Here is a 21,445-nt window from a genome sequence, read left to right as displayed (position 1 = left end):
TCATAAACTTATAATCTTTATTCCTGCTTCCTCTGCCTCTTTCATGTCCACATGGTCTGTAACCTGAAGGTTATCGGCTATCCCCTTGGCACAATAAGTGAGCAGAGCACGTTTGCTTTCATCCTCTTCCAGCACCGTGACAAGCACTGATGGATGCACCAAAGCATAGAGAAGCGCAAACTCACCATTATCGTTGTTCTTTATCAAGACAGCAGAAGAGCTCTCAGAAGTGTCTATCCAACGTGTGAAACAGTCGTTCCGTTTGATGTTCTTATGCACTGAACGATAGATTTCCACACCCTTATAGCAATACCGATCCTCAACAAGTGGGGCGAAATAGGTTGCCGTTTCAATCTCACGTGCCAGTCGCTCATACTCCTTTTTATAGAAAGCATGCACACGGGAGGTCATCTCTGAGTAAGTGGTATGCCCATCCTGACGCACCCGTTCATAGCCTTTTACCATGATAGAGCCCGTGAAAACCTGGAAACTATTGCGTGGTAGAACCACGTTAAGCCCATGAATGATGAACGGTTGGATGTCAAGTCCATAACGTTCTGCGAATAGGAATGCCCCTTTATGGAACCTACTAATGGTTGAACGGTCGTTACGTTTACCCTCAGGGAACACCACCAAACTGTAACCGTGGGCTATGTAGTCTCTTACAAGTTCATCATTGATAGCGCTTTTATCGTCTAACGTAATGAAACCGTTCCACTGATAGATCTTTCGGATGACCCTATTACGACTCACCTTACTATTAGAGACGAGGATAGTCTTCGGACTTAACGCCATGAAGACAGCCGAATCGAGCATGGACTGATGGTTACAAACGATGATGGAAGCCGTACCGAAGGTCTCCTTTGTTATCCCTTCAACACGGAATCTGACGCCTGGAATATGACGTAAGTCGAACAAGAACAGCCGCTGTTGGTATCTTCTGAACCATAGTCGACGCTTCTCCGACTGCGGCAAAAGCCCAAAGAGGATGAATCCCAACACGTAAACCGTTATCAACTGACTAAAGAAGACGGCGGCACAATAGCCCATCACGGCAAGATTCTTCAGTCTTAGCGGTCGGCGTCTGTATGCTCCACGTGTCTTAACAAGGACGTTGAAGATCAGTGGAGGGAAGATATAGGCCATCAAAACAACGGAGAACATACCCGCAATGGTCACCTCTGCCAGTGAATGGAGTGCTGGATGACGTGCTATGATGAGCGTTCCAATACCGATAAACATTATCAATGCTGAGATAATTATCGAGTGTTTATACGATGCAAGCATCTTTCTTCGATACGCATACTCGTACATTGACCCTTCAGTCATGAAGATAGTATAGTCGTCACCCTGCCCAAATATGAACGTGGCAAGGATGATATTGACAATATTAAACTGCATTCCGCACAGTGACATGATACCTAATATCCACAACCAGCTCACTGCCATAGGCACGAAAGAGAGTAAAGCCAGCTCCAGATTACCAAAGGAAAGCCACAAGAAGAGGAACACTATCAGTCCACAAGCAAAGCCAATGTAATTGAAATCATTAGAAAGATGATTAGCAATGGCACTGTTCATGCTCATAATATCAAAGCTAAAACAGTCCTTATCAGCCAGTTTCGCCTTCACTTGTGGCATATCTTTGTCCTTAACAGAGAGCACATTGACGATGTTATACCGTCCTTCCGCCTTGTCAATACTGATGTTTCCAGCGAAAAGGGTCGTTGTCAGCGGAGCGAAATAAGCTGGTTGCTGTGGCTGATAACGCTTGCTAAGCAGTGAATAGTAGTCGTTGAAGCTGTCAGGAGCAAAGCCTTCCGCCTGCATGGCAGTACGAAGTGCCGTCGTAAGCTCGGTCTTGTGGCGTTCAATAAAGCTCTCCCACAGCGCCAAACGGCGCTTCTGTTCAGCCTTCGACACGACAAACTGACTACAAGAAGAATAGTCATGCACCGCCTTTTCACGTACCAATCGGTCCAAAGAGGGCTGCAAACGCTGGCTCTTCTCCAATGCTCCGTCCATCGTGGAGTCACTTGTTACGGCGTAAACCTTCTGATATCCGCCGTTCACTGTCATCATTTTCTGAAAGTAAGCCATGTCTTCTTTCTGCTCATCGGTCATGTAATTGATGTTAGACATGTTTGCATCAAACCGTGTTTGGAAGCTGAAATAGCCGAAAACCAGCGTCAGAACGATGACAATAGCCACGAATACGGGCTTATTCTCCAATGAGATATCACTCAAACGGTCGAGGAAAGTGTGCTTAACCTCCTTTGTTTCCTTCGTGATATGCGGCAGATAAACCAGAACAAAGACGATTGTACCAACCAAAAGGAAGGAGCTGAAGAGTCCTAAGTCCCTTAATGCCACCGACTGTAACGGTACAAGGGCAAGGAAAGCACCAACAGTTGTGACGTTACCCACCAACAACGGCATGACAATCTCACGCAATGCGCGTTTCTTATCAGGTGTATGACTGAGGTGAGCAATGAAGTGTAGCGGATAATTGACGGCTATACCGAGTATAACAGAGCTGATTCCGATGACGATTATAGACACACTGTCATGAAACAAAGCCAACCCTCCCATGGCGAAGAGCCATCCCCAAGCAATGGAAAGAACGATGAGTGAAATGTTTCGGACACTGCGTAACGTGAACAACAACAGTGCCATAATAAGCGTTACGGCAATGATTACCGAGAGGATACTGTCTGATTTGATCTGGGAAGCATTCCCAACGGCTATCACCGGACCGCCAATAATGTGTACATCAAGGTTCTTTGCGTGTGCCAGTGCCCGTTTTCCACATCCCTGCAGCATGTTAATCAGCTGCGTATTGTTCTCCGTTTCGCTTGCACCATAGGGTGAATCAATCATCACAATGGCACGTTGCATATCTGGAGAGAAGATGTGTCCGTCATAAAGTTCATACTTCAAGCCCGTGTCCGAACGCTGAAGTTTCTGCACAACAGGCGTAAAGAGGTTCAGTGGGTCACGTTGTATGTTGTCCGAAAGGATGTCACCAGCAGGGAACATCAGCATCTGCTTGTCTTGCTGAAGCTGCTTTTCAACGTATCCGGGACTACGAAGAGCACTGTCCATACGGGCATAATCATGCTCAGTAAGGAAGTATGGGATGTTCTGATAGACGAAGTTCGTCACGGAAGTCATCTTCTCCAAGTCCACTTGTGACGTCATGTTCTGCACGATATGCGCCGTATCAGCCCGTTGAACCTCATCAACAAAGGCATCAACAGCCGTCACCATAGCGTCAGCATCCCTCTTTGTCGTGTCCCGATACTGGAAAACGGCAAAGATTTTATTTGCTCCTGATATGTCCTGATACACCTTCAGCGCATTATGATGGTTGCTATCCACGGGTAGAAAGTCGGCAATATCCTCCTTATAACCCAACCGTAGCACTGAAACAGTCAGCAACAGCGTAACAACGACGAACGAAACCAGCCCCACAAGGCGGTGTTGTCGCAGATAATCATATAGCTTCAGTATTGTTTCTGTCATCCTTATTTATTGTTTACCGGGTTCGAATAAATCCCCAGGAATATGTCTTTGAGCTTGTCAACGTCGCAGGTGTCATACTGTTCCAGCGTCTGCAGGCGTTTAAGGAACGCTTCTTTCTCTGCCACGGTGTAGCAGTGTTTGTACTTTGTTGTACCGTATCGCAGGTCATAGGCTATGTAATTGTTTGGATAAAGCCTATAAGCAGCACGGATACGACGGTCTATCAGGCGTGCCACCTGCTTATGATAATCGTTATTTGTCAGTCCATCAAACTTTGAAAGTTCAGCATAAGAGAGGGGTTCACATAGTTCAAAGTGCACGCGTCCCTTCTCTTGTACGATGCCCGTGAGGATACTATTGAGGTCTTCCCCAGGCTTTTTGGTATATTTAGAGAACTGTGATTCATAGAGTTCGAGCGTCTTAAGCACGTCACAAGGCTCCCACTCGTAAGACACAGCAATAGGCACGATGTGCAAATCATCGATGGCTTTGATCTTATCTTCGGCACATGACATGCAGAACATTTTGATAATACCCTGGTCAGTGACGTCGTTACCATCCTTCGTCCTACCGTTTCGCTGGGCAATCCATGCCGATTCGCCTTTCTCAGTGATGACATAACGAATGTAATCAGACAGATGTCGGGAGCTACGATAGAAATCTTTGATGTTGTTTCCAGGCCGTTCTACCTTGAACATCTTGTTACATTTACCGATATCTATCACTAATTGATTAATCATCAGGTTGGCTCCGAAGGTTATTTCAGTTGTTTCAAAGTCCTGCGTAACAAAGTAATACTGCAGCAAACTGGAGTCTAACATGATGTCACGATGGTTAGACACGAAGAGATAGTGCCTCTCCCTGCTCAGTTTGTCAATTCCCGAACACGTGAACTCCTTAATACTGTGCTCTATAACCCGCTCATTGACAATGCGCATCGTCTCCGTTTGGAAATCACGCACGGTCTTGTAGCCTGCAATACGCTTGCGAACAGCCTCTAAAGGTTCGTCCGGATAGACGTAAGAGGCAAGGAGTGGGAAGGAAGAACTATTGGCTATGCGTACCATAGCAGCCGGAATCTCCTCTGCATTGTACGGTCGGATGTCATCAAACTGTGTCTTCTCCATTGTTGTATATATCTTTAATTGTTCTTTAAAAGGTTGTCTCTCTTATGTGTCCCATACGTATGGAACTATCTGTTCTGCGCCTTTGTAGATGTCCTTATCACGTCTTTTGCAATGCATTCTCGGTCTTTCCGGAAAATACAAGCCGCTTATAATACTTCTACAAGGCGTCTGTAATCTTATTACAAAGGCTTTGTAATTTCTTGTATTACGGCAGCTGACCCTGTCAACGACGCTTCTCCAGTCTGCGAAACCACGTCATGAACACCTCTTTCCACTGTCGGCACTCTGCCGTTCCCTTATGGTTGGAAGCTCCAAAGCCGTGTCCACCCGTCTTATATTGTATGTAACGATGGGGCACATGCTGTCGGGTGAGTGCCGAATCGAGCAGTTCTGAATTGTGATAGTGCACGATGGGGTCATCTTTACAGTTGACTAAGAACACTGGCGGACAGTCTTTCGGCACATGACGCTCCAAGGATAGTGAATCGCGCAACTGCTTATTGCGCAACCGACTGTCGCCTAATAGGGCACGACGGGAACGCTTATGGACACAAGGTTCAACCATTGTGACGACGGGATAGACGGGAACAACGAACCACGGGCGCTGCTCTCGGGGTAACAACTCAGCTGCCGACATCACCAGATGACCACCCGCTGAAAAGCCCATAGCTGCCACATGCGAGGCATCAATGCCCATTTCCTCGGCATGTGCCTTGACATATTGCATTGCACGTTGCAGGTCATTGAGTGCATCAGGGTATCGATTGCCACGGAAGACATACCGATAAGGAGTCATGAAAGCCCCTACGCCTGCCGTCCGATAGTGCAGAACGAAAGCCGAGATACCATTGTGTTGCAGCCACTCGCCCACATCCTTACCCTCAGCCCCCATGTCATGCCACAGATAACTACCACCCGGACAAACAATAACGGCAACATTTCCCTTGTCTTTTGCCAAGTATGGCGTCATCATAACAGTCTTTCCAACCGCCGTTCCTTGCCATATATTAATCCGCTGTGGCTTCTCCTTCTGTGCAAAAGTGCAGAGAGAAAAGAACAATGCCACTACGATAAGCATATAATACTTCTTCATTTCTAACTTTGTTTTGTGGAGTTGACGAGTTGATAGGTAGATGAGTTGACAAGTTATTGGTTAATCTTCTCCAACTTAATCGACACTAATATCCAACCGACTTGATGTATCTCATCCAATCCACTTAGCCGTCATATCCTTTTTATCTCCTCCCACATACAACCGATGTAGCATAATATCCTCCAACTATTTGGCGTATTCCAAGTGTCCACTTCCCTACCCTTTTGGAGAAAGGTTGTAGGTAAATCTGGTTGTAGTTGAACTAAAGCTGTTCGTGAATGGAGTTGAGTCTTCCTATCACATAGTTCCTCCCCAATATCGCCTCAACGGTATTTATTGCCGTAAGGGGCACACCACAGAAGCCAGGAAGGTTGTTATACTGTCCCGTGAGCAGCAGGTTATCAACCTTTGTCACCACTGGTAACTGTGACAGAACAGTGTTCTTATAGTCCTTACTGAAGCCACACATCGTCCCTTCCTTGGCTCCGTAATAGTCACGAATGGTGAGTGGGGATGCCGTATTGACCTTATCCACACAAGCATTGAAGCCCGGATGAATCTCTTCTATGCGTTCGAGGAGTTTCTGTGCTTGCTCTTTCTTCCACAACTCATAGTCTTTTCCTCTTCTGCCGACGGTGGTCTGCGCCCATTTCTCCACCTCATCAAATATCATTGGTGCCGTAATAATCGCCTTATCAGCATATTTCCCTTGGTTGTCTTCAGGTGGTGTCATGAAAAGAAAACCCAACGGCCATGTATCATGCTGCTCTCCGAAGTGCCACACCTCATCATATCGGGTCATATAATACTCTGAATGATTGATGTAAGGGAACGTCTCTGGCTTGAATTTCACATATACCGAGAAGGCTGAATAGGCATTCGGGATGTCATTAAGCCTGGTCCGATAAGCTTTGGGGAACGCCTTTTCAGACAGCAAAGGGAGTAAAGTACAGGGGTGGATGGCTGAGATATAATGGTCAGCACGATACTCGTGCCCCTTCGTAGACCGTACATAATCAACGTGACGGTCGTTTACTTCCACCCATTCTGCACCCTCGTTGCATCTGACCTCGCCTCCTTCCGACTCAATAACAGACACTAACAGCTGTGCAAAGCGGTCGCTCCCACCCACAAAGCGGCTCGCTCCCTGCATGTAAAGCACACTCACAATAGCATGAACATAGGCAGGTGTTGCGTCAGCCATGCCCCCATAGAGTGGATTCATGTATGCAACGACATTGCGAAGCTTAGGGTTCTGGATGTATTTCGCTATGAAAGCATCAGCAGCAAGGTTGAATTCCTCCGAATGAACAGGGAAGACATCATTGGAAGGACGCAGATAAAAGAGGTCGGTTTCATCCGTCAGACGATATACAGCATCCACGTATGCTTCAAGATTTGTCCGTTCTTCAGGGAAATGTTCAGCCAGAGAACTGACAAATCCCTCCTTACCTTTCTTTATATGATAGGTCGTCTGGTCTTCAGCAAAGTAGAGACTGTCCGTACAATCATCGTCAACGTCACGCAACTGCACCTTGTCTGCAATGCCGAGATACTCACAGATACGATAGATATTACCTCCAGGACGCATCCCACCGATGACATGCATACCCGTATCGAACTTCATTCCAAAGCGTCGGAAGTTCTGAAGTCCACCGCCAGCAGTGTCGTTCTTCTCCAAAACAGTGACCTTAAAGCCCTCACGAGAGAGGATAGCCCCTGCAAAGAGTCCACCCAGTCCTCCACCAATTATCACAGTTGTCTTCATTCGTTAGCCTCCTTTATCTGTTCATAGATGGTCTTTGCCGTCAACAACTCACTACAAGTGACAATCGTTCCCACCAAAACGCCTAACATTCCATGGGAATTTATGTTCTGACCAGTGAGGTAAAGATTTGGGACCTTCGTACGTTGCGGTACCCGACAAGCACTGCCCAAACTGATATCCTTAGCATTGCCATACATTGATCCACCCTCCGTTCCAGTGTAATCAAGATAGGTCAGCGGTGTGGAAGTATAGTAATTCTGTATCTGGGAACGTATGTTGGGGAAGTGTTCTTCCAATACATCAATGAGTCGTTCAGCCTTTTCGCGTTTGAAATCCTCATAGTCTTGTCCTCTCCTCCCAACCTTTGTGCCCTTCCATTGCTCCACATCAGCCATCTGCATATAAGAAAGGATGACGCCCGTAGAGGCATATTGCGTGTCGCCTTCTGGACAGAAATGCATGTAGAGGAAGCCTTTTGGCCAGCTTTCAGGCGAATACCGTTCACAATCCCACGGTGTATCGCCTTGATAACCGTAGTAATTATAGTTGAGATAAGGGACTGTCTTCTCCTTGAAATGTAGATAAACAGAAAATCCACCCACGGTTTGTGGGATATGATTAATACGCTTGCGGAAGGCAGGGCGAATCAGTTTCGTGTCTAACAGTTCCAACGTACGCATCGGATGGGCATCTGATATGATGATATCACAGGGCAAAGTCTCTTTTCCATTCACCTCTACTCCAACGGCATGTGTGTCATCACAGATGATACGGGTCACCTTCTTACGGGTCAGGACCTCACCTCCATAACGGTTGATGGTATCCATTAAGGCTGTAGCAATGCTGTCACTACCCCCTTTAACACGGAAAGCACTCTGGTTATAGAAGTCCATTATGAAGGCATGTGTGGCAAAAGGCGTCTTGTCTTTCTCTGCTGCATAGAGCGGAAGATTGCCCACAAGGACCTTAGCCAACAAGGGATCGGTGATTACTTCATCTATGACAGCATTGATAGAACGCAGCTGATACTCCATATTCAATGGCGAATCAGAGTCTGCATACTTAAGAGAATGAAGTGAAGAGGCATTGGCAATCTCCTCAATAAGGTCGTAATAACGAACGAGATTGTCATGCTGGGAAGGGAAATACTCGGTCATCTGCTTGAGAAAAGCCTCCCTACCATTGGCAAAAGCATACTTTTTTCCACCCAATGCCACGACATCATAACCTTGAGTATCAAGCTGTGAGAGCATCACAGTCTTGTCTATCTCCAAGTAACGCATGAGCTTATCAAGGGTCTGACCATGTGCTGCACTGCCTATAAAGTGCATTCCTGTCTCGAACTTTACACCACGACGGGAGAAACATTGCAGACAACCACCCACCTGAACACCCTGTTCAAGTACGGTAACGGCATAACCATTCTTTGCAAGGATAGCCCCACAGGACAGTCCGCCCAAACCACTTCCGATGATGATAACCTTCTTCTGCTGTGTCATTGTTCCATTCTGTTAGCTATTTCTTCATACATCTCTTTGTAACGCTTGCGCATTGTGGATGCCTGTTGCTTCAGATCACCCATGGCAGAGAGCTCTTCTTGTGTCAGTGGTTTGTCCACTTCAACGAAGAATTTACCCTTATGGAGGTGCCAACCAGTCTTTGGAAGGATCCTACCTGGTCCGTAAAGGATCATCGGAAGGATCTCTAATCCGAACTCACGCGCCATATAGAACGCTCCTTGATGGAACCTTCCGATACGACAATCCTTAGATCTGGTCCCTTCAGGATAGACTGCTATGCTGTAACCACGCTCTATCAATGACCGTAAATGGGGCATTATCTCATCCAATCCCTCCCTAACAGGTAGATATTCTGCGTTTCGAATGAGTGAACCATAGAAGGGATTGTTCCATACCCAAGCATTGGTGAGGAAGACAATCTTCGGTGTGAAGACCAGCTGACACATCAAATCAAGATGCGACTGATGGTTACAAATGATGATACGGGGCTTGTTGAAATCGATACCTTCAGCCACCTTATATTCATATTTCGTACCGGGAATGCCATGATGAATCATCACAAAGCGTGAAGCATGATAGATAAGCTGATGTAAACGGTAACGACGACGTTCGGTCATCTTACCGACTTTCGTATAAATCCATACGAAAGGAGTGAAGACAACCAGCGTGAAAAAGAGAAAAAAGAGTAAGGAGTAAGCTGTACGAAGAAAGGTCATCAGTGTTCGCCACAGTCGTAAGGGAAGTCCATAGACCACTGCCAAGAAACAAAGGACGGTGTTCAGAACACTGATACGTGCAAAATCCTTTCCTGGACGGAAATGACTTACACGCTCATTGCGTGGCGGATAATAAACCTGTACGGGTATTGGGACAAGCTTGACACCATGCCAAGAGGCAAAGACAAGCAGTTCCAACTCTGCTTCATAGCGTGAAGTGAGCAATGACAGTCCACACAAACGGTGCAGAGGATAGAGCCTATAACCTGTCTGGGTGTCAGGTAATGCCCTTCCTGTCTGTACATAAAACCAGAAGTTAGAGAACTTATTAGCAAAGGAACTACCCTGGGAGCGGTCGACACCTTCCAACTGTCGGCTACCAATAATCAAGGATTTAGGGTGCTCTTGATTGGCTTTCAAGAAGAGTGGAATGTCCTCTGGATAGTGTTGTCCATCCCCATCAAGAGTGATAGCATAGGAGAAACCCATCTCTAAAGCCTTTCTGAACCCCATCTTCAAGGCGTATCCTTTCCCTCGATTCTGCGGATAGGACACTATCGTTATACCATCAATAGCATCTAAAATGTCGGTAGTACGGTCTGTACACCCATCTGTAACGACAATGACATCGGCACAGTAGAGCAGACTCTTCTCCACTACTGTCTCTATCGTTGTGTCATTGTTATAGGTGGGAATGACAACGCAGATACCTCTATTTCGTAATTGTTTCTTCAGTTCCTCATTCATCATACAGTCCTCAATACTAAGGAAATCTTTGCCATAAGCTTCTCTTCTGCGAGCACTATCAACTGTGTTTCAACACTTGCTCCATCCTCTGACGTTACCAATTTCTTCACTTGATACGTGAGATGTAACGTTTCATCGGGTGAGATTACAGAAAGGAACTTCACGTTCTTCACCTTTGTAATCATCAACTTACAGGGTGTAGAACACTGCTCAGAGAGTTGTTCTTCAACAAGTTCCTTACCCATTTGAACGATACATACACCTGGAGTAATAGGTTCACCTGGGAAATGGACAGTATAGATAACACAAGAAGGAATTAATTCGATGGTGTAATTCACAACACGATCTACCTCTTCCTTGCGAATTATCTTATATAAATTATTCTTCAGTTGCATCGTTCTCTCCCTCCTTTATACTGGCATTTTCATCATTACTCATCACTGAAAACTTGTAAATGATGTGATATTTCTCATCTTTATAGATTGGATTACCTTTCATAAGGTTCTCCATAACATACTGTAAGTCATTTTTTAGCACACGACGGATATACCATTTATCAAGCATTGCAATGACTTCTATCAACTCAACTTTCTTGGTCTGAGGCTGATAAGTGAACTCTAACGCCGTGATACCAAACTCATTGAACAAAACACCATGATAAACATCTGCCTCACGTACCATGATGGTGATACCACTGAGATAGCCTTTTGACAGTTCAATCGTAGTTGCATACCTTGTTTTACAGCCTATACTATCCGACAAAGGAGCCTGTTGAACAATAAGACTATCCTGTGCTTGTACCGTCAGAGAGGCAAGAGAAAGCAGAAGAATACTAATTAACAGTAAATACTTTCGCATTAATAGGACTATTTACTTTTACATTCATCATTTCAATAACAGTACAATCGCCACGCTTTTCTATAAGTTCAACCTTGGCAACCATTGCCTTTTGGCGGTTGAAATGAAGGATAATCTTCTGAAACATCTGCTGCATCTGCTTCTGCTGTGGATAGAGAGTAGCGACATACTCGGTTGCTGATGAAGAGAGACTAACTTTGAAATCACGTTTGTCATTGAGGGCTTTTCCCACAACACTGTTCATCATTATGCGTGCTATCTCCTTAAAGAACTTACTCTGATTGACGTTGATAACATCATTGCGATTGCCCTTACTGATCAGAACACGTGAGCCATTCAGTACGAAAGCATAGGCATAAGGCGAGGTGTACTCCCAACGGAGTTTATCACTTTGCTGGTAATACATCTTACCACGTGACACCATCTTATCATTCAACATGCGGAGAAACTTCGTCTGAACGAAATCACATTGCATGGTTTTCATACTTGCTGCGGCAGCTTCTATCTGCTGTCTTATCTTTGCTTCACTGACAGCTTGTGCTGAAACAGTCGTCGTGGTGATACAGAACACCACCAAAATTAACAATAACTTTTTCATTTTACATCTTATTTTTCTACTTGGCAATCAAGCAACAGCCTAATATTATCAGGCTCACTCCTACCCACTTCATCACAGAAACGGACTCATGGAAAAAGAGTATTGCTGCAAGAAGTCCAAATACATAACTCAAACTAATCATCGGATAAGCCACACTCAGAGGGTAATGCTTAACGATATACATCCAAAGTATGGAACTTGAACCAAATAACAGTCCACTACAAGCAAACTGCCAATTCAATAAAAGGCTACACCAGAACGTACGAGTCCAGCCAAAAGGGAGCATTTTCTGAAGTGCAAACTTCAAAAACACCTGCCCTCCTGCCAACAGAGAACTCTGAATAACGGACAAGATAACTACTCGCCACATGATAATACCATTGCGATAGCATGGATTGAAGGCTGCTCTTCTGCCCCATCCCGCTTCAATAATGAATTAAAAAATGGAGTACTCTCATCGTGACATCCCACAAGAACTGTCTTTGCTTTCCCTTCTTTTAGTAGCATCTCTGCATCACGCAATGCCCACGACAGAGATTCCGTACTCTGTGTATAGGTAACGTTGTAGCCATGACAGTGGGTTTTAATGGCGATATTACTTCCTATGGTGTTGTGTGTACTCTGCATGAAGTAAGTGGGTTTCAGCATTGTCTCACCCTCCTCCTTCATCTGTTCCAACAGTCGCTCGCTATATTCCAAACAACCATACATCGTTCCAGTGATGATGGCATCAGGTTTTTCAACGCCTGCTTGGGACAATGCTTCCAAAGAAGAAAGCAACGAACTCTTCATGATTTTGCCCATGCGACGTGCCTCTAAAGGCTTGACATACTTACGGATGTCTTCCAACTGTTCCTCTGAAGTAAGTTCAACACGAGACAAGACCTTAATATCTTTCCGTGTTTCAACTGGTTCTTCTGTGATTGTTGGATGGGCAGAAAACAATAAAGCAGAGTCATTACCACCAAAGCCAAAGGAATTACAGAGTACGTTTTCCAACGTGACACTCTGTTTGCCTAAGGTCGGAGTAATACCCTTTTCCATCTGATGTACCCAACCTAAGTTGGCTGGGACAAAATGGTTCTGCATCGCTAAGATACAGATAACAGCCTCAATACTTCCTGACGCACTCGTAGTGTGACCAGTAAAAGACTTTGTACTGGATATCAATGGGAGCTCATCACCGAAGATGCGACGTAAGGAAACACTCTCACTTTGGTCATTATTAGGTGTTCCTGTTCCGTGAGCATTAACATATTGAATATCTTTCGGAGTGAGATGTGCCATGTCCAAGGCCTCTTTCATAGCAAGATAAGCGCCTTCGCCATCTTCAGACGATGCTGTTTGATGATATGCGTCACAGGCATTACCATATCCTGTAAGATATGCATGGACATTTACACCACGTTTATTGGCAGACTCCTCTGACTCTAACACAACGAAAGCCGCACCTTCACCTAAGTTCAGACCAGCCCTTGTAGCATCAAACGGACGACAACGCTCATGGTCAAGAATCATCAATGAATTGAAACCATTGAGGTGAAAGCGAGATAAAGACTCAGTACCACCAGCTATTACGATGTCAGCTTGATGATCTTTCAGCAGTCGTGCACCAAACATAATAGCATTAGCTGCCGAAGAACACGCAGTAGACAAAGTCGTTACTTCCGTGAAGATGCCAAAGTAATCAGCCATAGTGTTCGTGCAACTACCACAATCATGATGCCGAAGGAAGGATACATTGTCTTCTTCCGCAATATGATCAAAGTAGAGCTCAGTGATATCCATTCCACCTACTGTTGTCCCAGAGACAAGTGCTATGCGCAGACTTTCACCCTTTTTCTTACGTGCAAGGATGTCATCGACACTGATTCCAGCATCCCTTAATGCCTGACGAACAGCAATGGTACCCATCAAGGCTGTACGGCTCATCATCCGAGAGACAGGGATTCCAAGCATCTCTTTCATCTGTTCATTCGCCAAATCAACCTCTCCTACAGGTAATTCATGATGAACTGATTGAAGATGCTTTAGCCTCCCAATACCACTCTCCCCCGCTATCAATGACCGTAACACCGCTTGTTTGTTAAAGCCAATAGCAGAGATTATGCCTTCGCCAGTAACTGCAATATTCATTTTATTGGTTTATCCGTTCGATATTATTACCCACAAAGTAGCTTTATTTCTTTCGGTTCTTGCTGACATAGTCGGCAATAGAAGCCACACTGGCGAAGATTTTCTTACCTTCAGCAGGGTCTGCCAGCTTGATACCGTACTTCTTTTCCAAAAGAACAATCAACTCCAAAGCATCAATTGAGTCTAATCCCAGACCTTCACCGAAGAGAGGCTCGTTCTCATTAATATCGTCAGCTGTCATTTCTTCGAGGTTCAAAGCCTCTATAATCTCGTCCTTTAGTTCTTTTACTAACTCGTTCATTGTTATGTCTATTTTATATATAATATGATTTTTCTATTTTATTGTTAATTATTACGCCTTATTAATAGATGCTATATACATATCGGCTTCATAATGTTCACGGTCTTCATAATCTATCCATCCAGTCAATAAGCTTGTTGTTTGGCGGTCTAAGAAAGCCGTTTGTATCAATGTCTGCATCTGCTCTTCATTCTTTTCAGGCAGAATATAGAAAGATGTCTCACCATGATAGTCATTGCGAATGGCTATCTCACCAGTAACAATATTCGGTAAGGTGTACACAAAGACGGACGGACTTGGGAAATAATTCTCCTTGTCTGCAATTGAAGCTAAGTATTTTTTATCAGAGGAAATAGATGAAGAGCGATTGAAAAGTACCACTCCTCGGTTCCCTTGATGTTCTTTTATAGATATTCCTTCCGTCTTTTCTGCCTGCAACAAGAGCTCTGAAGCAATGAAACCCAACCGACAGAGACCATCCATTTTATAATACTTTGGATAGTCTCCTATCATCTTTTTATAGATTGTTGTGAGCAAACTCTTCTCGTTTGGTTCACCATCAACAGGGAGAAATCTACCATCAAGCCATGCTCCTTCAGGACTGATACGCACATGATGCATCTTTCTGAATACTGAAGGGATACGCTCTCTCCTTTCTTTTAAAGATACAGAAGAGCTTTCAACAGACTTCGCATAGAGAGTAGCATTACATCCGCCAAAGCCTGAAAGCATCTTGATAAACCCTGTCTTATGGGTTGGACTGTGCTCTGCAGACAGCATAACTTTACCAGAGACGCCAATTTCGTCATATCCACGAGTCCCTAAGATGGTGTGATCATCGACAGATTTCATACAGAGAATGGTCTCAAAGACTCCTGCTGCACCTAAAGAATGACCGATATAACCCTTTAAAGCATTGACAGGAACATCAGAAAGGCCTGCTCGCTGAATAGCAATAGACTCCATTTGGTCATTGAAAAGCGTAGCAGTTCCGTGTGCATTGACGAAAGCTAAATCATCTTTCTCAACATTTTCCATCGTCTGCTGTAAGGCTTCAAGCAGTCCTTCTGCCATCTTCGACGGTGCACTGATATGAAAAGCGTCGTTTTTTACATATCCATGTCCTATCGCCCAAACCCGATTATCAGACCTACCAATAGCTGAAGTACCAGAGGGAAGACGATTGCTCAGTACCACTGTTGCTGCGGCTTCACCTAAATTCAGACCCTGACGCTCTATGTCAAAAGGTTTACAAGGCTCTGCAGACATCGCATTAAGTGACTGGAAACCAGAGATAATAAAGCGTTGAGGACTATCAGCTCCACAGACTACAGCATGATCATACACTCCTAACTGTAACAGTCGAGAAGCCAAGATTATTGCTGCACAACCTGATATACAAGCATTACATACCACTACTGGATGGGTTGTAAAACCTAACCGAGTGGCAATTCGTTGGGCAGTCTCACCCAAATATAGATTTTCGTCGGCCTCTTCCCCTAATCTTTCTATCGACCCTTTAGTAGAACTTAGAATGAAAACGGAACGGTCATCGGCTACATTAATACCCGAGTCATCAATGGCTTTGCCTGCAGAACGAAAGACTAAGTCTTCAAAGTCAGCTGACATCAAGGATGCGATGAAACCGTCTGGGATACCATCCGTCATTGGAGCATAGGCACGAATAGCCGACTTACCAGCCTTTACAGCCTGGTAATTATCCTCTGATGTGTCGCCCAGAGGAGAGATAATATTATCAGCTAAAACGTAAACCATGATTTCTTCTTATCCTTTCCTGTACATTATTAATTCTTATCCACCTGTCCCCAGCGTTCTTTCCACAGCTGATAAAATGGAGGATTGTCCCACACTAACTGATAGTTGAGGTCCATAAACACCTGTACGGAGTGTCCTGTTGCTATCAGACTGTCATCTTCCGCATCATGAATCTCATAGTCAAAGACTATCTTTGCAGCCTCTGTTGGACGATAGATAATATCTATACGAGGCGTCATCCCATATCTAATTGGCTTCTTGTAGTGGAAGGAGAGGTCGACTAATGGCGCAAAATAGCCATGATCAAAGAATCCCATGTACTCCAATCCATACTGCTTCCCAAATGCTTCACGTGCATCTTCAAAGTAAAGAGGATAAGAACCATGCCATACAACATTCATGGAATCAACCTCACTGAAGCGAACTGCAAACGTTTTCGATGCTTTTAATTCTTTCATTTAATACAGAAAATCTTCCTTTTTCAAGCGCCTTCTTGCTCCTTAACGGCTATCTTTATCTCTGATGTGACGATCACTTTATCGCCGCATGTTATGCTTGCTTCAGCCAATGTCATACCAAACACTTCTTCTTTTACCTCTACACGAGTCGTTATGACGTCTCCAACATGGGGTAAATCAATGATTTCAAAGTTACGAACTGCACCGATAAAGCCCAATTGGATTCCCTTTTTTAGGATGTACTTATTGACATATCCTATGCGGGCTGCACAGGTTTGGGCGATATTCTCCATCAAACCCGAAGCTGAAAAACAATCATCATCTACAAAGATATTGCTTTTCTGCACCTCAGTCTCCGTAACAGTAAGTGTCTCATCAAAATGTACCAGTGTTCCAATCATTACGAAAGGCTCCTGTTGTGGCAGTAAGACATGTACATCTATCGCACGAAGTTCCTCTTCAGAAGGATTCTCTACATCAAAAATTACCATCTTCTTTATCATCAACTTAACGTGACCAGAAATCATAGAAATTAAACCATTGCAAAGGATACTGCCGCACTCTGCGTTCAAGTTCCTTCACATAACTATCAGCTAATTGCTGCATCTGCTGTCGACGAGGTGCTTGTTTGTCGTAAGAAAGACGTGCTACATATACCTTATAATGCTTAGCAGACGTCTTCATGACATTGACTGCGAGGACATCCTGCCCTTTCATTGTAGCGACAGAGAGTGGACCAGCAGGGAAACGAGCCTCAGCATCCATAAAAACAGACGTTACAGACTTGGCTGAACCAATAATTCTGTCGGCTGGCATGCTCATGATCTCATTGTTATCCAAAGCCTCATTCACAAGGAAAAGATGGCTCATATCCTCCTTAACAGGTATCATACGGATATTATGATGACCCAAAACTTCCTGTCTCCCTGCCATCACAGTGGCTTTTTCGCCCCCAAAAACTAACGCATTAAAGCGTTTTGTCTTTGAGATAAGGGAGTAACCTGCCACCTCATAACAGCCAATATGGGAACTGAAGATCATGAATCCTTTCGGTTCTGACTCTAACAGGCGAAAGTTCTCATACCCTTCGATATCCAAATGAAAATGTTTACCAGCAAAGACAGCAAAGCGATCTACCACTACTTGACTGAACAAACAGTGATTGACATAAACACTCCATGCCGCACGCAAACGCCCATAGCGTAAGCGATAACGGTAGAAATGATAGGATGAGGTCCTACTATGGTTGGTATTCAGTAGCAGACAGACTGGTATAACGAAGAGGGATGTGACTAAATAAACCATCCTCACATCCAACCAACGCAACGATTGTATCAATAATCGATGCATCCAGCCACTACCAAATGTTGTGTTAGCCAACCTTACTCTCTATATAGTCGCAGAATTGTGATAAGGTAACAACTCCCTGCATCTCTTCTGGTTTAATCTTAAAACCGAAGTTCTTCTCGACAATAACGACTATATCAACAAAGTCCAGACTATCAATACCGAGGTCATCCTTCAGCTTTGCCTCTGGTGCAATGTTCTCTTCATCAATCTCAAGATCCTCTATGAGGAAGTTTCTTACTTTCTCTTCAATTTCTTTTCTTTCCATTATACGTTATAATTTATATTATTTATTTCAACTTTACTTCCAATATTGTATGTCCTTGTCCAATACCATCATGGGTCTCAACAACCTTCAATCCAGCTCTTTCAATCTGCTTGATCATATCATCAGAATGATACATCTTGCTATTTCCATTTGCCATAACAGTGAAATAGACACTTGTCATAGTTAGGCATAGTGATGCGGGTTCATACTTTTGTCGGTCCCAGAAGGTCTCCATTATATATAAGGTGGAATCCCTCTTCATCACCTTGGCGGCCCGAACAAGGATACTATAGATTTCTTCTTCTGAGAAACAGTCAAGGAACTGACTCATCCAGATGGCGTCCCAATTCCCTTGTGGTAGGCCATTGTTTTCGTCAAGGATATTTGTAGAGTAACCATTGATGCGTTCTGCACCATCTCTCCCCTCAATATTCTTCTTCATCATTCCAATCTGACCTGGTAGATCAACGATGGTAACATTGACGTCAGAATCGAACTCAACGCAGCGCAAAGCAAAACGTCCAGTATTTCCACCAACATCCATCAAGTGCTTAGGATGTTTACTGAACACAATCTCCAACGCCTTGTCAAAGGAATGGTCACTATAGAAATGGTCAAAGCCAAACCAACTATCCTGCACTTGCTTATCAAGTTTTGACAATCCTTCATAGATTGTTGGCCAGTCGCCAAGGGTTTTGAGTCCTGCTGGCTTCCCCTCCTTTAATGCTTCATCGAGAAAGAACATGCCCCGATAGTTGACATCATGATTGAAGTCTATATTTACACGTGTAGCAGGGTCATTGAGTAGGAACCAACCTGTCTTAGATATGGTGTAGCGGTCTGTATCTTTATTCACCAAAACTGTCCCCGCACTCAGTGAAGCCTCGAGCAAAACCTTCAAAGCATACTTTGAGAGTTGCGTTTGTCTCACCAGTTCATCCAATGTCAAACCCTCTAAACTATCACGCAGCGCATCCAGAATACCCCATTTCACCATCAGGCGAGACACCTGAAAGATGACTGGTCCCCATGCAATATACTCTGCAAGACGTTGTGCCTCACGTGCAGAGAGCTGTTCCTGAGTGTATCTATCACTTTCTGATTGGAATAGATTCATCCTTATTTATTTGCCTTTTTAATTTCTCTTATAAATAACTTAGCGAAAGATTCACCTAATTCATCCATCGGATCCTTAAATGTTATTGGGTCATCATTATCGCCATCGTCAGACTTAAACGCCATCGTTGCCTCGAGCTTTGTGGAACCTACCTCACGTAAATAAGCATTACCACTAATACTTCCGTCTTTATAAACAACCAATGGGGTCAGAACAAGGATATATTTAGTGCTTCTGGAATGAGTCGTTACACTAAGATTACGCTTATAACATTCGTCATTGAACTCTTTAACAAAATAGTCAAGAGAGCGTTCTTTCCAATCAGTTACTCTTCTTCCAAGCGATAAGAAATCCTTAAAAGGGAGATCTTTATTGTATTTAATCCTTGTCAAATCTAAGCAGACAGCAACAGTCTTCTCACCTTTCAGGCAACAAAGACTGCCACTCTCTAACTTCACCTTTGCAATACAAGATAGGTTCAGAATTGACAGAAACATCAATATGATAATCTTTCTCATATCTTATATCACAAAAAGCGTTATGTTTACTTTGCCTTCTTTATTAGCTTAACAACTTGTTCAGCCAATTCGCGATAGGTTTCAATACGGCGCTTCTCATTACCGTAGCCTGCACCAGCAACTCCATCAACATCAATAACAGCAAATGGTTGCTTCGTGTTCTTCTCATAGAAGTTCATCAGAGCACTCATGTGAGCATCACCAGCACCAAAGCCTATGAGGACAGAGACACCAGTACTACCATAATGGAAGTCTTTCACCTCAATAACTATGGTATAGTCAGCTTCACTCTTCTTATCCGTGATCGTCACACTCTTCGTCTTATCATTGAAACGCTCCATGAAATTTGCTTCTGCACGTTCAAGTTCTGACTGATAATCACGCTCCCACTCTTTGCCTTTCTCTTTCAAGAAAGCCTTCGCATCCTTACCTTCTAATGTTGCATGACTATAGTCCCAAACAACATAAACTTTTGCTTTTGAGGTCTTTAATGGAGAAAGTGAACCGCTCTTTAATGTTACATCTGCCTTGGCAAACACACTCATCACGCAGCACACAATAAAAGATAATAACAATACAATTCGTTTCATAATCGATAAAATATAAATTAATAATCAAATAATAATCTCTTTAGATATCTAACCCTACTGTTAATTCTATACCATTCGCATCACTGCTTATAGTCCCGAGACCCGTATCTATCTTACTGTTCTGAAGTGTATAACCAATTGCAGTACTGATTCCAAACTTACTATGACCGAAATAGAAATGACATCCTACTTGTGGCGCAAAGTATAAGCCTTCACAGTCTCCAACACTATAACCGACTTTTGCACTTATATATGGGGAGAAATTCTTACGCAATTCTTTATGAAACTCCAGACGTGTGTCTACAAACAGAGGAACACTCCAGTATTCACTGTCCCACCAGTAGTTTACGGCTACACCTCCACCGATAAATAATTCCGGATTAATCTGTACGCCATGGGAAGTGGAAAAGAAAGTACGATTATCTTTCACATCACCTGTCCCAAACACATTACCTTCTGAGATGAATCCTCTATAACGTGGAGCTTGCTCCCAACCATAGGTTTCATCACTCTGTGCATTTACAATTGGACTGTAAAGAAATACAACGATAAGGACCAACAAGGTCTTTACACACATTCTCATAATAATATAAATTAAGTTTTAATTAATCAACACCCATTAGCGTGAATTCAACAAGCAAGTGCAAATTTACTTAATTAGTTCGTAAAAGCAGTCCTGTGGTGTTTTAAAATCTAATTTCTTTCTTGGCCTCATGTTAATTTTCTTTGAATACTTAGTTATTTGTTGCTGGCTGATATGCTCAAAGGTTTCTTTTTTTGGCACGTATTGCCTAATTAGTCCGTTAGCATTTTCTATAGCGCCTTTCTGCCATGAAGCGTATGGGTCAGCAAAATATATGGTAACACCAAGGCTTTTGGCTATCATTTCATGACAAGCGAATTCTGTACCATTGTCAGTTGTAATAGACTTGATATGGTCTTTGAAAGGAGATAGTAAGTGTATTACAGTTCGTGCCAGTTC

The 21,445-nt window shown here is 43.7% G+C and carries 22 protein-coding genes; all 22 read right to left on the bottom strand.

Annotated elements, in window-relative coordinates; genetic code table 11:
- Positions 1–3,525, bottom strand: a complete 3,525-nt coding sequence (locus HMPREF0666_RS07575; protein ID WP_009011797.1) for a 1-acyl-sn-glycerol-3-phosphate acyltransferase — start codon at positions 3,523–3,525, stop codon at positions 1–3.
- A 2-nt stretch (positions 3,526–3,527) separates the two neighbouring features.
- Positions 3,528–4,652: an acyltransferase gene (locus HMPREF0666_RS07570; RefSeq protein ID WP_009011796.1), complete on the bottom strand. Its 1,125-nt coding sequence runs from the start codon at positions 4,650–4,652 to the stop codon at positions 3,528–3,530.
- Between the two features lie 223 nt (positions 4,653–4,875).
- Entirely contained in the window at positions 4,876–5,745 is an 870-nt protein-coding gene (locus tag HMPREF0666_RS07565) for an alpha/beta hydrolase (RefSeq protein WP_009011795.1), read from the bottom strand.
- 262 nt (positions 5,746–6,007) lie between these two features.
- Complete coding sequence (locus HMPREF0666_RS07560; RefSeq protein ID WP_009011794.1) at positions 6,008–7,513, bottom strand: NAD(P)/FAD-dependent oxidoreductase; 1,506 nt, start codon at positions 7,511–7,513, stop codon at positions 6,008–6,010.
- Positions 7,510–9,012 (bottom strand): NAD(P)/FAD-dependent oxidoreductase, encoded by a 1,503-nt coding sequence (locus tag HMPREF0666_RS07555; protein ID WP_009011793.1) that lies wholly within the window; start codon positions 9,010–9,012, stop codon positions 7,510–7,512. The genes HMPREF0666_RS07560 and HMPREF0666_RS07555 overlap by 4 nt, the downstream gene beginning before the upstream one ends.
- Complete coding sequence (locus HMPREF0666_RS07550; protein WP_009011792.1) at positions 9,009–10,499, bottom strand: glycosyltransferase; 1,491 nt, start codon at positions 10,497–10,499, stop codon at positions 9,009–9,011. The genes HMPREF0666_RS07555 and HMPREF0666_RS07550 overlap by 4 nt, the downstream gene beginning before the upstream one ends.
- A complete protein-coding gene (locus tag HMPREF0666_RS07545; protein WP_009011791.1) occupies positions 10,496–10,891 on the bottom strand; it encodes a hydroxymyristoyl-ACP dehydratase in 396 nt (131 codons plus the stop codon). Before HMPREF0666_RS07545 ends, HMPREF0666_RS07550 begins: the two co-directional genes overlap by 4 nt.
- Positions 10,875–11,354 (bottom strand): hypothetical protein, encoded by a 480-nt coding sequence (locus tag HMPREF0666_RS07540; protein WP_009011790.1) that lies wholly within the window; start codon positions 11,352–11,354, stop codon positions 10,875–10,877. The genes HMPREF0666_RS07545 and HMPREF0666_RS07540 overlap by 17 nt, the downstream gene beginning before the upstream one ends.
- Positions 11,329–11,952: an outer membrane lipoprotein carrier protein LolA gene (locus HMPREF0666_RS07535; RefSeq protein WP_009011789.1), complete on the bottom strand. Its 624-nt coding sequence runs from the start codon at positions 11,950–11,952 to the stop codon at positions 11,329–11,331. The genes HMPREF0666_RS07540 and HMPREF0666_RS07535 overlap by 26 nt, the downstream gene beginning before the upstream one ends.
- A gap of 16 nt (positions 11,953–11,968) precedes the next feature.
- Positions 11,969–12,322 (bottom strand): EamA family transporter, encoded by a 354-nt coding sequence (locus HMPREF0666_RS07530; protein ID WP_042856151.1) that lies wholly within the window; start codon positions 12,320–12,322, stop codon positions 11,969–11,971.
- Complete coding sequence (locus tag HMPREF0666_RS07525) at positions 12,310–14,088, bottom strand: beta-ketoacyl synthase N-terminal-like domain-containing protein (protein WP_009011788.1); 1,779 nt, start codon at positions 14,086–14,088, stop codon at positions 12,310–12,312. The genes HMPREF0666_RS07530 and HMPREF0666_RS07525 overlap by 13 nt, the downstream gene beginning before the upstream one ends.
- Positions 14,089–14,131: 43 nt before the next feature.
- Positions 14,132–14,401 carry a phosphopantetheine-binding protein gene (locus HMPREF0666_RS07520; RefSeq protein WP_255346423.1) on the bottom strand — a complete coding sequence of 90 codons (270 nt, stop codon included), beginning with the start codon at positions 14,399–14,401 and terminating at the stop codon, positions 14,132–14,134.
- A gap of 39 nt (positions 14,402–14,440) precedes the next feature.
- A complete protein-coding gene (locus HMPREF0666_RS07515; RefSeq protein ID WP_009011786.1) occupies positions 14,441–16,165 on the bottom strand; it encodes a beta-ketoacyl synthase N-terminal-like domain-containing protein in 1,725 nt (574 codons plus the stop codon).
- Positions 16,166–16,194: 29 nt separating this feature from the next.
- Positions 16,195–16,623, bottom strand: a complete 429-nt coding sequence (locus HMPREF0666_RS07510; RefSeq protein WP_009011785.1) for a thioesterase family protein — start codon at positions 16,621–16,623, stop codon at positions 16,195–16,197.
- A 23-nt stretch (positions 16,624–16,646) separates the two neighbouring features.
- Entirely contained in the window at positions 16,647–17,114 is a 468-nt protein-coding gene (locus tag HMPREF0666_RS07505; RefSeq protein ID WP_042856150.1) for a pseudouridylate synthase, read from the bottom strand.
- A gap of 16 nt (positions 17,115–17,130) precedes the next feature.
- Positions 17,131–17,973, bottom strand: a complete 843-nt coding sequence (locus HMPREF0666_RS07500) for a hypothetical protein (RefSeq protein ID WP_009011783.1) — start codon at positions 17,971–17,973, stop codon at positions 17,131–17,133.
- Positions 17,974–17,995: 22 nt separating this feature from the next.
- Positions 17,996–18,238, bottom strand: coding sequence for an acyl carrier protein (locus HMPREF0666_RS07495; protein WP_004353718.1), 243 nt, complete (start codon positions 18,236–18,238; stop codon positions 17,996–17,998).
- Positions 18,239–18,260: 22 nt separating this feature from the next.
- Entirely contained in the window at positions 18,261–19,355 is a 1,095-nt protein-coding gene (locus HMPREF0666_RS07490; RefSeq protein WP_009011782.1) for a methyltransferase, read from the bottom strand.
- A gap of 2 nt (positions 19,356–19,357) precedes the next feature.
- Positions 19,358–19,873: a hypothetical protein gene (locus tag HMPREF0666_RS07485; RefSeq protein WP_009011781.1), complete on the bottom strand. Its 516-nt coding sequence runs from the start codon at positions 19,871–19,873 to the stop codon at positions 19,358–19,360.
- A gap of 26 nt (positions 19,874–19,899) precedes the next feature.
- Positions 19,900–20,463, bottom strand: coding sequence for a DUF4410 domain-containing protein (locus tag HMPREF0666_RS07480; RefSeq protein WP_009011780.1), 564 nt, complete (start codon positions 20,461–20,463; stop codon positions 19,900–19,902).
- A gap of 40 nt (positions 20,464–20,503) precedes the next feature.
- Complete coding sequence (locus tag HMPREF0666_RS07475) at positions 20,504–21,046, bottom strand: hypothetical protein (protein ID WP_009011779.1); 543 nt, start codon at positions 21,044–21,046, stop codon at positions 20,504–20,506.
- Between the two features lie 66 nt (positions 21,047–21,112).
- Positions 21,113–21,445, bottom strand: a 333-nt coding sequence (locus HMPREF0666_RS18060) for an IS30 family transposase (RefSeq protein ID WP_009010936.1), incomplete at its 5' end; no start/stop codon positions are given.

Source organism: Prevotella sp. C561 (assembly GCF_000224595.1).
Lineage (GTDB): Bacteria > Bacteroidota > Bacteroidia > Bacteroidales > Bacteroidaceae > Prevotella > Prevotella jejuni.
Note: the sequence above shows the minus strand (reverse complement) of the source record. Positions and strands in the feature narration are given on the sequence as shown.

What these genes read in the sequence shown, in the direction of transcription:
- HMPREF0666_RS07575 (WP_009011797.1), bottom strand. Translation starts at nt 3,525, where the DNA reads ATGACAGAAACAATACTGAAGCTATATGATTATCTGCGACAACACCGC.
- HMPREF0666_RS07570 (WP_009011796.1), bottom strand. Translation starts at nt 4,652, where the DNA reads ATGGAGAAGACACAGTTTGATGACATCCGACCGTACAATGCAGAGGAG.
- HMPREF0666_RS07565 (WP_009011795.1), bottom strand. Translation starts at nt 5,745, where the DNA reads ATGAAGAAGTATTATATGCTTATCGTAGTGGCATTGTTCTTTTCTCTC.
- HMPREF0666_RS07560 (WP_009011794.1), bottom strand. Translation starts at nt 7,513, where the DNA reads ATGAAGACAACTGTGATAATTGGTGGAGGACTGGGTGGACTCTTTGCA.
- HMPREF0666_RS07555 (WP_009011793.1), bottom strand. Translation starts at nt 9,012, where the DNA reads ATGACACAGCAGAAGAAGGTTATCATCATCGGAAGTGGTTTGGGCGGA.
- HMPREF0666_RS07550 (WP_009011792.1), bottom strand. Translation starts at nt 10,499, where the DNA reads ATGATGAATGAGGAACTGAAGAAACAATTACGAAATAGAGGTATCTGC.
- HMPREF0666_RS07545 (WP_009011791.1), bottom strand. Translation starts at nt 10,891, where the DNA reads ATGCAACTGAAGAATAATTTATATAAGATAATTCGCAAGGAAGAGGTA.
- HMPREF0666_RS07540 (WP_009011790.1), bottom strand. Translation starts at nt 11,354, where the DNA reads ATGCGAAAGTATTTACTGTTAATTAGTATTCTTCTGCTTTCTCTTGCC.
- HMPREF0666_RS07535 (WP_009011789.1), bottom strand. Translation starts at nt 11,952, where the DNA reads ATGAAAAAGTTATTGTTAATTTTGGTGGTGTTCTGTATCACCACGACG.
- HMPREF0666_RS07530 (WP_042856151.1), bottom strand. Translation starts at nt 12,322, where the DNA reads ATGTGGCGAGTAGTTATCTTGTCCGTTATTCAGAGTTCTCTGTTGGCA.
- HMPREF0666_RS07525 (WP_009011788.1), bottom strand. Translation starts at nt 14,088, where the DNA reads ATGAATATTGCAGTTACTGGCGAAGGCATAATCTCTGCTATTGGCTTT.
- HMPREF0666_RS07515 (WP_009011786.1), bottom strand. Translation starts at nt 16,165, where the DNA reads ATGGTTTACGTTTTAGCTGATAATATTATCTCTCCTCTGGGCGACACA.
- HMPREF0666_RS07510 (WP_009011785.1), bottom strand. Translation starts at nt 16,623, where the DNA reads ATGAAAGAATTAAAAGCATCGAAAACGTTTGCAGTTCGCTTCAGTGAG.
- HMPREF0666_RS07505 (WP_042856150.1), bottom strand. Translation starts at nt 17,114, where the DNA reads ATGGTAATTTTTGATGTAGAGAATCCTTCTGAAGAGGAACTTCGTGCG.
- HMPREF0666_RS07500 (WP_009011783.1), bottom strand. Translation starts at nt 17,973, where the DNA reads ATGCATCGATTATTGATACAATCGTTGCGTTGGTTGGATGTGAGGATG.
- HMPREF0666_RS07495 (WP_004353718.1), bottom strand. Translation starts at nt 18,238, where the DNA reads ATGGAAAGAAAAGAAATTGAAGAGAAAGTAAGAAACTTCCTCATAGAG.
- HMPREF0666_RS07490 (WP_009011782.1), bottom strand. Translation starts at nt 19,355, where the DNA reads ATGAATCTATTCCAATCAGAAAGTGATAGATACACTCAGGAACAGCTC.
- HMPREF0666_RS07485 (WP_009011781.1), bottom strand. Translation starts at nt 19,873, where the DNA reads ATGAGAAAGATTATCATATTGATGTTTCTGTCAATTCTGAACCTATCT.
- HMPREF0666_RS07480 (WP_009011780.1), bottom strand. Translation starts at nt 20,463, where the DNA reads ATGAAACGAATTGTATTGTTATTATCTTTTATTGTGTGCTGCGTGATG.
- HMPREF0666_RS07475 (WP_009011779.1), bottom strand. Translation starts at nt 21,046, where the DNA reads ATGAGAATGTGTGTAAAGACCTTGTTGGTCCTTATCGTTGTATTTCTT.